This is a genomic window from Paenibacillus sp. 598K, assembly GCF_003851045.1.
Taxonomy (GTDB): Bacteria; Bacillota; Bacilli; order Paenibacillales; family Paenibacillaceae; genus Paenibacillus_D.
Genome location: NZ_BFBX01000056.1, coordinates 14111 through 28405, shown reverse-complemented (window position 1 = coordinate 28405; position 14295 = coordinate 14111). Strand labels below are relative to the sequence as shown.

The window sequence follows — 14295 nt, the reverse complement described above, 5'->3', positions numbered from 1 at the left end:
TTTATGCTCCAAAGCGGGTGTAAACGGAATTTTAATGAAAAAGTGCAGTTGTTTTTGGGAAAAGGCACACATTAGGCGAATCCAGCCTCATTTAAGTGCGCATTTGCATTTATTTCCCTTTTTCTACCCTGTTTCGCCACAAATAAAGGTACTTTTACCTTTATCTCTGTCCAAGCCTTTGTTTGGGCTCAAGCATGAGTTAGCAAACGTTAATTAGGGAGCAATCTACTAGCATGCCACGCACAGCTCGGCGAGCAGTAGTGCGACGCACAACGATACACACGCAGTACGACGCAACAGCGCGCCACACACATCCCGACGCGCAACCTACGCCAAGAGGGACTACCCAGCTTGCGTGTGAACATAGGCAAAGACGCCTTCATCGTCACTTTATCGTGGCTTTGAAGGCGTCTTTGCGTTTGCGTTAGCAGGAAGTCCGAGCTCAAGGCGTAAGCTGTATCATCGCCCACCGCTGGGCGCTGTTGCCTAGATCGGTCCATTGCTGCACGTTGGTGCCGTTAGTGACTCCGCTACCTGCCACATCAAGCGCCTTGCCGCTATGCTTGTTGAGCCACTTGTAGACGCCTCCGCCGAGATGGACGGGCAGCCACAGCTGGTTATCTCCCCCGTGATCGGCCCAGATCGTCACATTCCCGCCATCGGCAGTGCTCCAGCCATCGACCTCCAGCGCCTTGCCGCTGTGCGCATTGACCAGCTTGTAGTATCCGCCCCCTGCGGAGACGAGCGTCCATTGCTGGTTGGCGCCGCCGTGATCGTCCCAGAGGATCACATTAGAGCCGTTGGCGGTGCCCCAGGCATCGACCTCCAGCATTTTCTCGCTAGCCGGATTCATGAGCCGGTACGTCTTGCCTGGAGCGAGAGCGAGCGACTGGCGAGTGAAGGAGACCTGATCGACATCGGCCCATTGGGCAGAGGACGTATTCGCTGCATAAAAGCCGAGCGTCGCCTTGCCGCTGACGACCTGGATGTCCGGGATCGTCACGGTCGTCCAGGCCGTCGTGACGGGGCAGGCAGCCTGACGGGTCGCGCCGCCATAGTCCTTGACCTCCATGATACAGCTGCTCTGCCCGCCGCTGCTGCGCATCCTCGCCGTCATCGTGTAGGCGCCGTCGTCCAGTCCCGTGATCGTCTGGCCGATATAGGCGCTGGCCGGGCCGCTGGTGCCGGCCAAGCCGATGAAGTAAGCGCCATGCGCGGCCGGCACGCCGACGCCGTCATTGGCCCCGTGAATCAGGATGCGGGCGGGATAATCATCGCCATAGGTCGTCCAGCCGGTCACATTGGCCGTCTCGAAGCTGGGATTGTTCGCCAGATTGACCTGGGCTGGCGTCAGCGTATAGCCGAGCTTCAGATAGATGCCGCTGGCGGGATGGTCGGCGCTCGTGACGGCGGCGATTCGTGTCGAGTCGATCGTCATCAGCGCGTTCCAGTTCGAGGACGCCGTATCCGAGACCGGGAAGACATTCGTCTTGTGCTCCCAGGTTGCGCCGTTGTTGGCGCTGATCATCGTGTGCATGGAGGTGTAGGGATCGCCGGTATTGCCGCTGCTCTCATCGGTCTGGAAGGCAGCGATGAGACGCCCGTCGGCCAATTTGGCGACAAACGGCGCGCCGGCTTTTTTGCCCGTTCCGTTAGGCGTATACAGCATTTGGCGCGGCACGGACCAGTTCAGCCCGTCGGCAGAGATTTTGTATTTGATGACGAACGGGTGACCTGGGACATCGGAGGACTCGAACACCATCATATACCGTCCGTCGTTCATGCGGGTGATGACCGGCATCCCGTCCCGGGAGCCTGCGGCGACGCCGTCGCTGAGCGTGATGCGCGCGCCCCAGCCGCTGCCGGTCCACGGCTTCATGTACAGATTTTGCAAGCCGGTCGTGCCGACGGCCGCCGGACTGTCGTCGGCGTACAGCACATGGATGACGCCGTTGATATACTCCAGATGCGGCTCCCAGACGCCCTTGAAGCCGTTGGCGGTCGTCGAGGCGATCGCGCCGCCTGGCAGATCGCTCCAGGTCAGACCGCCGTCTGTGCTCCGGCGCACATGGAGCGAGGTCGTATAGACAGCGCCGGACTGGATGACGAGTCGGTAGGCGAGCCACACCTCGCCGCCCGGCAGCACGAGCATCTGTCCGTTGCCGACATTGCCGCTCGGATGACTGACAGCTGTCACCGGTGCGCTCCAGCTCTGGCCACCGTTTGTCGTCCGCGTGACGACGATGCGGGTATTGCCGCCGCCAGCGTTGGTGTCGAAGGAGAGCAGCCATTCGCTGTTGCTGCGCTTGGCCAGCCTCGGATACCATACGCCGCCGGACGGCGGAGCGTAGACGGTGATCGCGTCGCTGGACCAGGCGAGTCCCGAGGAGGCTGCGAAGGCTTGCGGCGACGGGATGAGCAGCATTATGCACGCGAGCGTCAGCAGCGCAGAGAGAGGGATACGTAGGGCCTTGAACATCATGGACATTCAACCTCCTGATCATAGATAAGGGATGGTAAGCGCTTACTAGTGAGGATTGTATCCCAAAGCGGCGGAAATAAGATATACTAAATAGCGGATAATTTTTTGTAGTTGTCCAATGGAAAAGATTATGAGGAGTCCTGTTATGCATCCTTTATATAAACGAATACAAGAGGAGATCCGGCAGCAGATCGACGGCGGCGCGCTCCGACCGGGCGATATGGTGCCGTCGGAGAAAGCGCTGGCGACGCGGTACAATGTCAGTCAGATTACCTCGAAAAACGCCCTCAACGGCTTGGTAGAGGAGGGGCTGCTGGTCCGCTTCCGGGGGAGAGGCACCTTCGTCAAGCAAACGGCAGCGCCAGCCCCGGCAGCGGAGGACGAGGAGATCGTCTCGGTGGCGCTCATCCTGCCGACGATGAAGACGAAGGTCGATCAGCGGCTGCTCGATGCGCTGGAGAAGTACGCGTCCGAGGCGTCCTACGAGCTGCTGATCCGCATTACGAGAGAGTCGCAGGACGAGGAGACGCGGGCGCTCGAACGGTTCCGGGAGCGGGGCGTCCGGGGATTCATCGTCTTCCCGGTCGAGCAGGAAACGTACAACGATACGATCCTGCGGTTGTCGCTCGACCGGGTGCCGCTAGTGCTGGTGGATCGCTTCCTGAAGGAGATCCGGACCTATAGCGTAAGCTCGGACAATGTCGGCGGCACCGAGGCGATGATCTCGGCCCTGCTGGACGAGGGCCATCGGAACATCCTGTACTTGTCGACCGAGATCGCCAATACCGTAACCGAGGAGCGGGCCAAGGGCTACGAGGCCGCCTACATGAAGCAAGGGCTGCCGATCGACAAGGCGCATTGGTGTCTGCTGCCGCTTGCGACGATAGCCGAGGGACGGGCCTTGGATGAGATCGTCGATTTCCTCCGGCAGCGCAAGGAAGCGACGGCGATATTTGCTGCCAATGCCGAGCTGGCGCGGTATGCCTGGCAAGCGCTGGAACGCCTGCAGCGCGAGGGCGAGCTGGGGGAGAGCGGTGCGCTCCCGGTGCTGGCGGCCTTTGACGATCCCGACTTGCCCGGGGTGCCCTATGTGCGTCAGCGCGAGGACGAGATCGGACGCCATGCCATCAAGCTGCTGAGCGAGCAACTGAAGGGCGCCTACGAGCCAAGACGGGTCGTCGTTCCCGTTCATTTGCACACGGAGGGGACGAGGCTTTCAGGCAGTTGACAAGGAGAGCCTACGGTCACGGGATCGATCCTCGATTTCGTTCCTCTTCAGCGCTTTGAGGACAGCATGAGCGATTGCCACGATCGCCACGGCCACGGCCACGGCGATGCTCGCAGACCGTTACTTCCACCGCCGCACGACGCGGCTTGTAAGTCCCATACTCGCAAGCGCCTGCCGGATCGGCAGGCGCTTCTTGTCGTATAGCTATTTACAAGCAAGACATAAAGTATAATAATATATACTAATTATACTATATGCACTAAGGCGGTGAGCCATCGTGAAATCGTTGCCGTTGTACAAGCAAATTCAACAGGATATCCGGCGTCTGATCACCATCGGCCAATTGCGCGAAGGGGACCGCGTGCCGTCGGAGAAGGAGCTGGCTGCGCAATATCGGGTGAGCCAGATCACGAGCAAAAATGCGCTGCTGGGGTTGATGGAGGAAGGGCTGCTCGTCCGCATCCAGGGCAAAGGCACCTTCGTCATGCAGCAATCCGATAACAGGCAGGAGCCGGGGGCTCAGACCGGAGTAGGCTGGCTGACGTATCGGAGCGGCCGCATCGGGCTCGTCCTGCCGACGATGAAGACGAAGGTCGACCAGCTGATCCTCGACGAGATCGAACGGCATGCGACGGCAGCGGGCTACGAGGTGCTGCTGCGGATCACCAGAGAGTCGCAGCAGGAGGAGTCTCGCGTGATCGCATCGTTCCTGAAGCAAGGGGTCGACGGGATCATTATTTTCCCGGTAGAAAATGAGACGTACAACGACTCGATCCTGCGCCTGTCGCTGGATCGGTTCCCATTCGTATTCATCGACCGGTATCTAAAGGGCATCAAGTGCTGCAGCGTCAGCGCCGACAATACGGGCGGGATGCGACAGGCGGTGGAGCGCCTGCTCGCCAAGGGGCATGCTTCGATTGCCCTGATCTCCCCCGAGATTACGAACACCGTAACGGAGGAACGGGCTGCGGGCTTCGAGCAGGTGTTCCTGGAGCGCAAAGCCTCCATCGACAAAAACTTGTGGTGCATGCTGCCCCTCGAGCTGATCGCCTCCGGAGCGGCTGAACGGTTGATCGCCGACTTCCTCCAGGAGCACCCGCAGGTGACGGCAGCTGTAACGGCCAATAGCGAGCTATGCCGGTGCGTCTGGCGGGCTGTGCAAGCTGGCGGCAAGACGATACCGGGCGATATGGAGCTGGTCACCTTCGATCAGCCGGATCTGCCGGGCGTCTCCTACCTGCGCCAGGATATCGGAGAGATGTGCAGGCTGACGATGGCGTTGCTGGTCGAACAGATCAATGGCGAGCAGGAGTATCGCCAGCTTGTCGTCCCCGTCTCCGTTATCGAGGCGAATGAATCGCATTTTATACTAAATAAGACATATTAATTTATACTAAGTTATAATACAATTCAATTGTAAAGCGCTTTCAATACATTTCAAACGAAGAGGGGATTCTTGTGAAGCGTAATCGCACTTGGGCAGGCGCGGTATTGACGGGGATGCTGTTGCTCTCCGCTTGCAGCGGGAACAACGGGGCTGGAGAGGCGCCGAATGCACCGAATGAGCCATCCGGTCAGGAGAGCACATCTACGCCAGGCAGCTCGGACCCGGTCACGATTGAATTCATGGGACATGGCAATCCGAACGAAAAAAAGATTTTTGAAACGTTGATCGCCGCATTCGAGAAGCAGTATCCGAACGTTACGGTCAAGTACACCTCCGTACCGCCCGGGGAGTACTCGCAAAAGCTGACCACGCTCGTCAGCTCGGGCAAGGCGCCGGATGTGTTCTATGTCGGCGGCTCCGAGTTTTACCGCTTCGCCGAAGCGGGCACCGTGCTCAATATCCAGTCGTACCTCGATCAGACGGAGCTGTTCCAACCGGATAATGTGTGGCCGACGGCGCTCGACCGCTATCGGTACGACGGGACGAATGTGGGCAGCGGCGATCTGTACGGATTGCCGAAGGACGTCGGCCCCTGGGCATTCGTCTATAACAAGACGCTGTTCGATGCAGCGGGCGTCGCTCCGCCGCCGGCCGAAGCCGGCGCCTGGACCTGGGACGATCTGCTGGCAGCCGCCAAGCAGCTCACGGTCGATGAGAATGGCGACGGCAAGCCGGACAAATATGGCGTCGGCGCGTACAGTCTGGAGTCTGCGGTCTGGGGCAACGGCGGTCAGTTCATCGATTATGAAAGCGGCACCGTGATGATCGACCAGCCCGAGTTTTACGAAGCGATGCAATTCGTCGCCGACCTGTCCCTGGTCCACAAAGTGAGTCCCAACCAGGAAGCCGAGCAGGCGCTTAACGCCTACACCCGGTTCCTGAACGGCAAGCTGGCGATGTTCGCCATGGGTCCGTGGGATCAGCCGGCCTTCTGGGAGCTGCCGTTCGAGTGGGATATCGCGGCCTGGCCGGCTAGTCCGAGCACCGGAGAGACCGCGACCTGGCTCGGCTCGATGGGCTTCGCGATCTCGGCCAAGTCCAAGCATCCGCAGGAGGCGTTTGACCTCGCCGCCTTCCTGTCTCTCGACGAGGCAGGTCAGCGGGAGAACTACCAGCTCGGCCAGGCGGTGCCGAACCTGATCGACATGGCTCGCGGGGAGTTCCTCGAGCAGGACAAAGCGCCGGCCAGCCGTCAGGTATTCCTGGATATCATCGAGGATTACGGTCGTCCCGACGTGCCGGCCTTGTCCAAGGATACGCAGTGGATCGACGCCTTCTGGCAGGATGCGAGCAAGGTCTGGAACGGCAACATGTCCGCCAAGGACTTTACGGCCGAGATGCAGCCGAAGATGCAGGCGCTCTACGATAAAGGCAACAAGTAAGGCTGGAGGGAGAGCGGCGGGGATACCCGCCGCCCGACCCGGCCGCGAATTCAGGCAAAGGTGGACCAACTATGAACGCGAAGCTCACGGGTTATCGGAGGAAGGAGCTTGCCTGGCTGTACCTTTTTGTAGCGCCGCCAGTCTTGGGGTTCCTGCTGTTCGGACTCGCTCCGATCGTCTTCTCCATCTATATCAGCTTCCAAAAGTGGGATATGCTCTCGGACCCGCAATGGGTCGGCTTGGGCAATTACAGCGAGCTACTGAACGACGGCAAAGTGTTTCAGTCGATGTACAATACGATCTATCTGATGCTTGGGATCCCGATCGGGATGCTGCTGTCGCTCCTATTGGCGATCCTGATGAACCGCAAGTTCAAGGGCATCTCCTTCATGCGCACCCTCTATTATTTGCCGGTCATCTCGCCGGTCATCGCCATCTCGTTGCTCTGGCAGTGGATCCTGAATCAGGACTATGGCCTGCTCAACAATTATCTATGGGATCTGTTCGGCATCCAGGGGCCCAACTGGCTGGGCGACCCGAACTGGGTGAAGCCCTCGCTTATCCTGATCGGCCTGTGGGGCGGACTGGGGGGCAATATGGTGCTCTACCTGGCTGGTCTGCAGTCGGTATCCTCGACGTATTATGAGGCGGCCGAGATCGACGGAGCCGGAGCCTGGCACAAGTTTATGAAAATAACCGTCCCGCTGCTTTCGCCGATCCACTTCTTTATCCTCGTCATGGGGATTATCGGCGCCTTCCAGACGTTCAGCCAGATCTATGTGCTGGCTACCGACGGCGGACCGGAGTACAGCGGCGCTACGATTGTGTTCTATATATTCCAGCATGCCTTCAAGTACTTCAACATGGGCTATGCGAGCGCAGCGGCCTGGCTGCTAGGCATGATGATCTTCATCATCACCCTGCTCCAATTCAAGCTGTCCAAGCGCTGGGTCTATCAGGATTAGGAGGTGTACCGATGAAGAGAGAAAAAATCGCGGACCTCTGGTCCTTTCTGATCCTGCTTGCAGGCGCCGTGTTCATGGTCGCTCCGTTCATCTGGACGGTCTCGACCTCTCTGAAAAATCAACGCATGATCTTCGACATGCCGCCCAAGTGGATTCCCGAGCCGATCTCATGGGCCAACTATCGCGAGGTATGGAGTCAATCGCCGCTGCTGAACGGCTTCCTGAACAGCCTGATCATCGTAGCGGTTGTCTTGACGATCGGGATGCTCGTCTCGGCCATGTCCGCTTATGCCTTCGGCAAGTTCGAGTTCCCGTTCAAGGGCGTGCTGTTTATGGGCTTGCTGGGCACGATGATGATCCCTTACTCGGTCGTCATGATCCCGCAGTACATCGGCTTCTCGGCCCTGAACTGGGTCGACACGCTGCTGCCGCTCATCGTGCCGGGCTTGTTCGGCAATATTGTCGTCATCTTCTTTATCCGCCAATACTTGCAGGGCGCTCTGCCCAATGATCTGATCGAAGCGGCCAAAATCGACGGCTGCGGGTTTTTCCGCATCTTCTGGAGCATTGCCTTGCCTACGATGAAGCCTGCGCTTGCGGCTCAGGCGGCGCTTGGCTTCATGGGCATCTGGAATGACTTCCTGGGCCCGCTCATCTATCTGCATACGCCGGAGAAGCAGACGATCCAGGTGTTGATCGCCTCCATGCAGGCGCTCTATATCGGGCAGTCCAACTACCCGATGATCATGGCGGCGGCCGTGATCGCCATGGTGCCGGTCATCGTCGTTTTCTTTTTCTGCCAGCGCTACTTTATCGAATCGATGGCTATCAGCGGGATCAAGGGCTAAAGGCATGCGGACAGGACTTCGATCTCTACAGACCGCGCTGCTCGCTGTCCTGGCGGCGACCCTGCTGGGCAGCGGCTGCGAGTCTGATCATCAACCGGAGGCATTGGATATGGATACGTATCAAGCAGTATACAGCAATCCCTTCCCCGCCCTGGAGGAGGAATGGGACGATTACGGCAACGGCGACCCTTACGTGCTGCGGCATGACGGGCGCTATTACCTGTATGTGAGCACCAAGGATCATCGCGTCGGCATCAAGGCGTGGGTATCCGACGATCTGGTGCATTGGCGCTACGCCGGTCTGGTCGCAGACGATCCCGTCACGACGGGCGCCTATGCGCCCGAGGTGGTGTATTGGAACGGCTACTTTTATCTGTACACGTCGCCTGCCGGGGCAGGGCACTATGTGTTCCGCAGCGACTCGCCGACCGGACCCTTCGCGCGCATCACCGACAATGTCGGGATGAGCATCGACGGCTCGGTGTTCATCGACGACGATGGCAGCTGGACATTTACCCATGCGGGAGACAAGGGCATCGTGGGCGTGTCGATGGACGACCCGGCGACCTTTGGCTTCGGACGGACGATCGAGGGCGCGTATCTGGGACATTGGACAGAGGGCTCGATGATCATCAAGCGCCAGGGGGTCTACTATATGACCTTGACGGGCAATCATGTGTTCAGCAAAGGCTATCGGGTCCACTACGCGGTCTCGACCGAGTCCCCGCTTGGTCCCTACCGCACGCCGGCCAACAACCCATTGGCGATCAGCGTTGCGCCGGAGTTCTCGGGACTCGGTCACAGCTCTACCGTCCTCGGGCCGGATCTGGACTCGTATTATCTCGTCTATCATCATCTGATCGGCAGCTCGGCGGAGGGGCCGCCGGTGCGGGGGCTGAACATCGACCGGCTGGTCTTCAACGGGCACAAGATGGCCTTGCTCGGCCCGACCAACGTAGAGCAGCCGATACCGCGCCTGCCTGAATTTGCCGATCGGCTGGATGGCGAGCTCGCGGCGGATCGCTGGCGGTTGACGGAGACGGAGCAGGGCAGCCAGGCAGTCAGCCTGCCGCAGACGGAGGCAGTCTTCACAGCCGAGTACAATGTGCAGCCGCTGCGGCATGCCGATGACAGCACCCGGCTCGAGCTGTTGTACGGCTATCGGGACGATGCTCAGTATGGCAGCGTAGCGCTCGATCTGGAGCGCGGGGTCGTCGTGGTGAGCTACACCTCAGATGGTCGGCAGGAGCAGGTGGCCGAGGCTGCGCTGCCGACGGATATCGATTGGACGCATCTGCATGCGATCAGACTCGAGCGCGACGAAGCGCTGATCCGTCTCTATGTGGACGGACGGCTACTGCTGGAGCCGCCGGTTGCGCCGGCGCTCGCTGGCACAAGCGGCGGGGCAACCGGCGGCGGGATCGGCTACCGCTACGAGGGTGGGGAGCCCCGCTTGTCCTATATCGCCTTCGCCAATGCTGCCGCAGGCAGCAGCGACTACGAGACGGCCCGGCCGCTGCCCGGCGACATCGAAGCCGTCCATTATCTCAAGGGCGACGGTCGGGGCTATCATGTGGCCGAGCCTGCGGAGGCCGCTGAGCTGCGGGCAGCCGACGGGACCGATATCCGTCGCATCGCGGACGGCAGCTACGCCCTCACGATGCATGACAAGGGCGACTGGCTGCGCTACGCGGCCAATGTTACGCGTACCGGGCACTACGCGCTCGATCTCACCGTAGGGGCCGTGGACGGGCCCGCTGTCGTCGAGGTGCTGGTCGATGGCGAGCGCGCCGGACGCTTCGATATCGTGCGCGACGAAGCCTTGGCAGACGAGGCGATGGTCAAGGTGCGCGCCGGCTCGCTGCAGCTGGAGCGGGGTTTCCACGATATACGGATCAAGCTGGTCAGCGGTCGTCTGCAATGGGGAACGGCGCATTTCCGGCTGACGGAGCCTGGGCCTGAGCGAGTCGAGCAGTTGCTCGAGCAGTCGGACGCAGATGACGTTCATGGCGTCTGGAGTCGCGAGGACGGGCGATATGTCGGCGCTGCGGACGGCGATGTCAAGCTGTTCGGCGGACATCCGGGCTGGACGGACTACCGGGTGGAGTCGACCGTCCAGGTCGGCGCGGACGCATCCGGGGAAGCGGGCATCCTGCTGCGGGTGAGCCATGAGTCCGATTACCCCCATCAGGTCCGCGAGGCGATGCAGGGCTACTATCTGTCCGTCGGCGGCGGCAAGCTCCAGTTGTACAAGTTGAACTATGACGCTACGCTGCTCGAGGCGGTGCGCCTGGATATCCCGCAGGACGAGCCGGTCCGGCTGGCCGTCGAAGTGGAGGGCGGGACCCTCCGAGCCTACTGGGCGGATCGCCTGGAGCCCGTGCTCACCTATCGTGACCCGCACGCCTTCATGCAAGGACGCGTCGGCATACGCGCGGTCGATGCCACCTCCCTGAGCATCGGCGACCTGTCGGTCACGTCCCTCCCTACCCATTAATACATCAAGCGATCCTGGCGGATCGACAAGGAGCCAGTATGATGAATCAACGAACATGCAACCCAGACTACCCCAGACCGCAATTCGTCCGCAAGGCGTGGCATAATCTTAACGGCGAGTGGGAGTTCGAATACGACGACGACAATCGAGGCGAGCGGGAAGGGTGGTCGAGCGGCAAACCGCTGTCGCGGACGATCCGCGTGCCCTTCTGTTACCAGAGCGAGCTGAGCGGAATCGGCGAACCGACGATCCACGATACCGTCTGGTACCGGCGGACCGTGCAGCTGACCTCCAAACGCGCGAACTACCGGCAGCTGTTGCACTTCGGCGCGGTCGACTATGCCGCCAAGGTGTGGGTCAATGGCTGCCTCGTGGCACAGCATGAGGGCGGCCATACCCCCTTCACGGCGGATATTACCTATGCAGCGCGGGAGGGAGCCAACGAGCTTGTCGTCCAGGCGCGCGACTACGGCACGGATGTCACGCTGCCGCGAGGCAAGCAATATTGGAAGGAGCAGCCGGAGCAGGTATTCTATACAGCCACGACCGGCATCTGGCAGACCGTATGGCTTGAGGAGGTGTATGACAGCTATATCGACGCCGTCTATCTGACGCCGGATATCGACCGCAATGACATCCGCATCCGCCTTCGCATTGAGGGCTGGCGCCCAGGGCTACGTGTGCGGGCGCGGATCGCCTTTGAGGGGGAGACGATTGCCGAGGATGTGTTCCAGCTGCGCGCCGCCGAGGAGACGCGCACGATCGGCTTGCATGATTTCAACGATCACGGCCTTGGCCGCTGGTGGACGCCGGAGCGTCCGAATCTTTACGATATTTCGTTTGCGTTGTACGAGGGAGAGCAGATCGTCGATGAGGCGGACAGCTACTTTGGGATGCGCAAGATATCGATCGAGGATGGCAAGGTGTGTCTGAACAATCGGCCTTACTATATGAAGCTCGTATTGGATCAGGGGTATTTCCCGGGCGGTCTGCTGACGGCGGACTCTGGCGAGGCGCTGCGGCGCGATGTGGAGCTGACCAAGGCGATGGGGTTCAATGGCGCGCGCAAGCACCAGAAGATCGAGGACCCTCGCTACCTGTACTGGTGCGATGTGCTCGGCTTGCTGGTGTGGGGCGAGATGGCCAATGCCTATCAATACTCCGAGACGTATGTGCAACGCATCACCCGGGAATGGCAGGAGGCGGTGCTGCGCGACTACAACCATCCGTGCATCGTCGCCTGGGTGCCGATCAACGAGAGCTGGGGCGTCCCCAACATGCTGGTCGACAAGCGGCAGCAGCAGCATACGCTGGCGATGTACCATCTGACCCAATCGCTCGACGATACGCGCCTCGTCCTCTCCAATGACGGCTGGGAGCATACGCGCTCCGATCTGGCGACGATCCATGACTACGAGCATCGGCGCGAGGTGCTGGCGGAGCGTTATGCCACGGCCCGCTCGGCGATCGACAGCCTAGCTCAGAACCGCTGGATCTATGTGCCGGGCTATGCGTACAATGGCGAACCGATCCATCTGTCGGAGTTCGGGGGCATCTCCTATCGCACGGGCGAGTCCGCTGGCTGGGGATATTCTGCCGCAGCGGACGGCGAGGACTATCTGCGGCGGCTCATCGACGTCATGGCGCCGATCGCGGGCTCCCGCGCCATCCAGGGCTACTGCTACACGCAGTTGACCGATGTGCAGCAGGAGATCAACGGCTTGTTGACGGCAGACCGCGAGCCCAAGCTGCCGCTCGAGGTGATCCGCAAACTGAACGAGGGAGACCTGGATTAACTCCGGTCTCCCTCTTTTCCATCGGTTACTTGGCCGTCGTCACTGTAATCTCCGCGAGATCGGCGTTCCAGCCCACCTGGGCGCCGAACAGCTCGCTGATGAAGCGCAGCGGCACATGGGTCTCGTCGTTGTAGATGCGGATCGGTCCGGCGAGCTGCAGCGGCTTGCCGTTGACGGTGACGCTCGCGTCGCCGGGCTTCAGCGCCACGGTCTGGCCGCCATAGCTGATCGTCACCTGCTTGGTCTGCTCCTCGTAGCCAAGCGTCGCGCCCAGCGGCTCCGCCAGCTTGCGCAGCGGCACCATCGTCACGCCTTGATGGATGACGCCGGGATAGGCTTGACGCTTGCCGTCGATGATGACGGTGCCGGTATCGAGGATGCGTGTCGGATCGTTCAGCTGCGACTTCCAATACAGCGACCCGTTGCCGAGCGAGCCGGAGTTGTTGTTGCCCCAGCCGTACAGCTCGCCCTTGCCATCGATTGCGAATAGCTGGGAGGCTGCAGCATCGATGCGCGTGACGCCAGTGAGCGACGGGATCAGCTGCGGCTGCAATTGCTGCTTCTTCTGTGCATCGGACAGCTCCCCCGAGCGAGCATAGTCGATGCCTGCGATATACACCGAGCCGTCCGCCTTCAGGAACAGCGCCCGATCCGCGAGCGCGATCGCCTTGACGTTGTCGATGCCCGGGATCTGTGTCGGGGCCGCCAGCGTGCTGCTGTCGCCGTTGCTCGACTTCAGCTGCAGGAAGTTGTCTCCCCATGTGTGGACCTTGCCGGCGGTGTCGAGCGCAAGCGAGGTATCGCCAGCCATATCGACGGCTGCGATCTTCGGCAGGTTGTTGACCTTCACAGGCGTGACGCGGAAGCCCTGCGGATTGTCAGCAGTAACCCGGCTCGCATGCGCCCAGCCGCCCCAGGTATAGACTTCGCCTTGCTTGGTGAGCGCCAGGCTGTTGTCGCCAGCGGCGATCGCCTGGACGTCCTGCAGTCCGACGACCTGTTGGGGCGGGATGTCCCACGCTTCCTTGACCTGGCCATTGCCCAGCTCGCCGTGGAAGTTCGTGCCCCACCCCCATACGGTGCCGTCAGCCTTCAATGCGAGCGTATGCGTGCGGCCAGCCTCCAGATCGACGATGTCCGACAGTCCGGCGATCGGAGCGGGCTCTTGGCTAGTGTCGCCCCATACGTCGGAGGGGTAGCGCCATACCGAGCCGTCCTCGAACAGGACGATCGTATCGTAGTTGGAGTTGCTGACGATTTTTTTGGCGGTCTGCGGCAGATCGAGACGAGTCGGGACGGATATCCGATAGCCGAATTGCCAGACGCTCTCGTCTCCCTTAAACATATACGTGTAGGTGCCGGTCGTCTGCACATCGACGACCTTCGGCGTCGCCGCATCAGCGGACGGGGGCGAGGCGGTCAGCAGCGTCAGAGCGAGCACAGTAGTAAGCAGGGGCCATTTTTTCATAGGCGATTGAGTTCTCCTTTTCCATCGTTCAGATGGTAGTATATAGAAAGCATGATGATAATTAGACGAACGGGAGGCGCAATAGTTGCATTGCCGTTGTACTGGATTCAGGCGCAAGTCGCAGCAGTCGCTCGACATGCACGGTAAAGAGCCAGCAGGGCGCAGGAGGGACCTCCTTTGCT

Annotated in this window: 10 protein-coding genes; 8 read left to right on the top strand and 2 right to left on the bottom strand. The window is 60.6% G+C overall.

The window, feature by feature from the left end; genetic code table 11:
- On the top strand, positions 1 to 217 hold a 217-nt coding region (locus tag PA598K_RS37345), incomplete at its 5' end, for a hypothetical protein (protein ID WP_221414147.1).
- Positions 218 to 442: 225 nt separating this feature from the next.
- Here the strand turns inward: PA598K_RS37345 and PA598K_RS16750 are convergent.
- Positions 443 to 2482, bottom strand: a complete 2040-nt coding sequence (locus tag PA598K_RS16750) for an RICIN domain-containing protein (protein WP_260405452.1) — start codon at positions 2480 to 2482, stop codon at positions 443 to 445.
- A 145-nt stretch (positions 2483 to 2627) separates the two neighbouring features.
- On the opposite strand from PA598K_RS16750, the gene PA598K_RS16745 reads away from it, so the two are divergent.
- The 7 genes from PA598K_RS16745 to PA598K_RS16715 all read left to right on the top strand — a co-directional run bounded on the left by PA598K_RS16745 (position 2628) and on the right by PA598K_RS16715 (position 12645).
- Complete coding sequence (locus tag PA598K_RS16745; RefSeq protein ID WP_260405451.1) at positions 2628 to 3710, top strand: GntR family transcriptional regulator; 1083 nt, start codon at positions 2628 to 2630, stop codon at positions 3708 to 3710.
- Between the two features lie 277 nt (positions 3711 to 3987).
- Positions 3988 to 5097, top strand: coding sequence for a substrate-binding domain-containing protein (locus PA598K_RS16740; RefSeq protein WP_128658064.1), 1110 nt, complete (start codon positions 3988 to 3990; stop codon positions 5095 to 5097).
- Between the two features lie 71 nt (positions 5098 to 5168).
- Positions 5169 to 6539, top strand: coding sequence for an ABC transporter substrate-binding protein (locus tag PA598K_RS16735; RefSeq protein ID WP_260405450.1), 1371 nt, complete (start codon positions 5169 to 5171; stop codon positions 6537 to 6539).
- A gap of 71 nt (positions 6540 to 6610) precedes the next feature.
- Positions 6611 to 7504 carry a carbohydrate ABC transporter permease gene (locus PA598K_RS16730; RefSeq protein ID WP_128658063.1) on the top strand — a complete coding sequence of 298 codons (894 nt, stop codon included), beginning with the start codon at positions 6611 to 6613 and terminating at the stop codon, positions 7502 to 7504.
- Positions 7505 to 7515: 11 nt separating this feature from the next.
- Positions 7516 to 8352, top strand: a complete 837-nt coding sequence (locus PA598K_RS16725) for a carbohydrate ABC transporter permease (RefSeq protein WP_128658062.1) — start codon at positions 7516 to 7518, stop codon at positions 8350 to 8352.
- A gap of 109 nt (positions 8353 to 8461) precedes the next feature.
- Positions 8462 to 10849: a family 43 glycosylhydrolase gene (locus PA598K_RS16720; protein ID WP_128658066.1), complete on the top strand. Its 2388-nt coding sequence runs from the start codon at positions 8462 to 8464 to the stop codon at positions 10847 to 10849.
- A gap of 41 nt (positions 10850 to 10890) precedes the next feature.
- The gene (locus PA598K_RS16715) at positions 10891 to 12645 is read left to right on the top strand and encodes a glycoside hydrolase family 2 protein (protein WP_128658061.1); all 1755 of its coding nucleotides are present in this window, start codon (positions 10891 to 10893) and stop codon (positions 12643 to 12645) included.
- A gap of 25 nt (positions 12646 to 12670) precedes the next feature.
- Here PA598K_RS16715 and PA598K_RS16710 read toward each other — a convergent pair whose 3' ends face one another.
- The gene (locus PA598K_RS16710) at positions 12671 to 14113 is read right to left on the bottom strand and encodes an RCC1 domain-containing protein (RefSeq protein ID WP_185602037.1); all 1443 of its coding nucleotides are present in this window, start codon (positions 14111 to 14113) and stop codon (positions 12671 to 12673) included.
- Positions 14114 to 14295: the final 182 nt, after the last annotated feature.

Bases quoted from the DNA above. Each gene is read 5' to 3' on its own strand.
- PA598K_RS16750 (WP_260405452.1), bottom strand. From the start codon at position 2,482: ATGATGTTCAAGGCCCTACGTATCCCTCTCTCTGCGCTGCTGACGCTC.
- PA598K_RS16745 (WP_260405451.1), top strand. From the start codon at position 2,628: ATGCATCCTTTATATAAACGAATACAAGAGGAGATCCGGCAGCAGATC.
- PA598K_RS16730 (WP_128658063.1), top strand. From the start codon at position 6,611: ATGAACGCGAAGCTCACGGGTTATCGGAGGAAGGAGCTTGCCTGGCTG.
- PA598K_RS16725 (WP_128658062.1), top strand. From the start codon at position 7,516: ATGAAGAGAGAAAAAATCGCGGACCTCTGGTCCTTTCTGATCCTGCTT.
- PA598K_RS16720 (WP_128658066.1), top strand. From the start codon at position 8,462: ATGGATACGTATCAAGCAGTATACAGCAATCCCTTCCCCGCCCTGGAG.
- PA598K_RS16715 (WP_128658061.1), top strand. From the start codon at position 10,891: ATGAATCAACGAACATGCAACCCAGACTACCCCAGACCGCAATTCGTC.
- PA598K_RS16710 (WP_185602037.1), bottom strand. From the start codon at position 14,113: ATGAAAAAATGGCCCCTGCTTACTACTGTGCTCGCTCTGACGCTGCTG.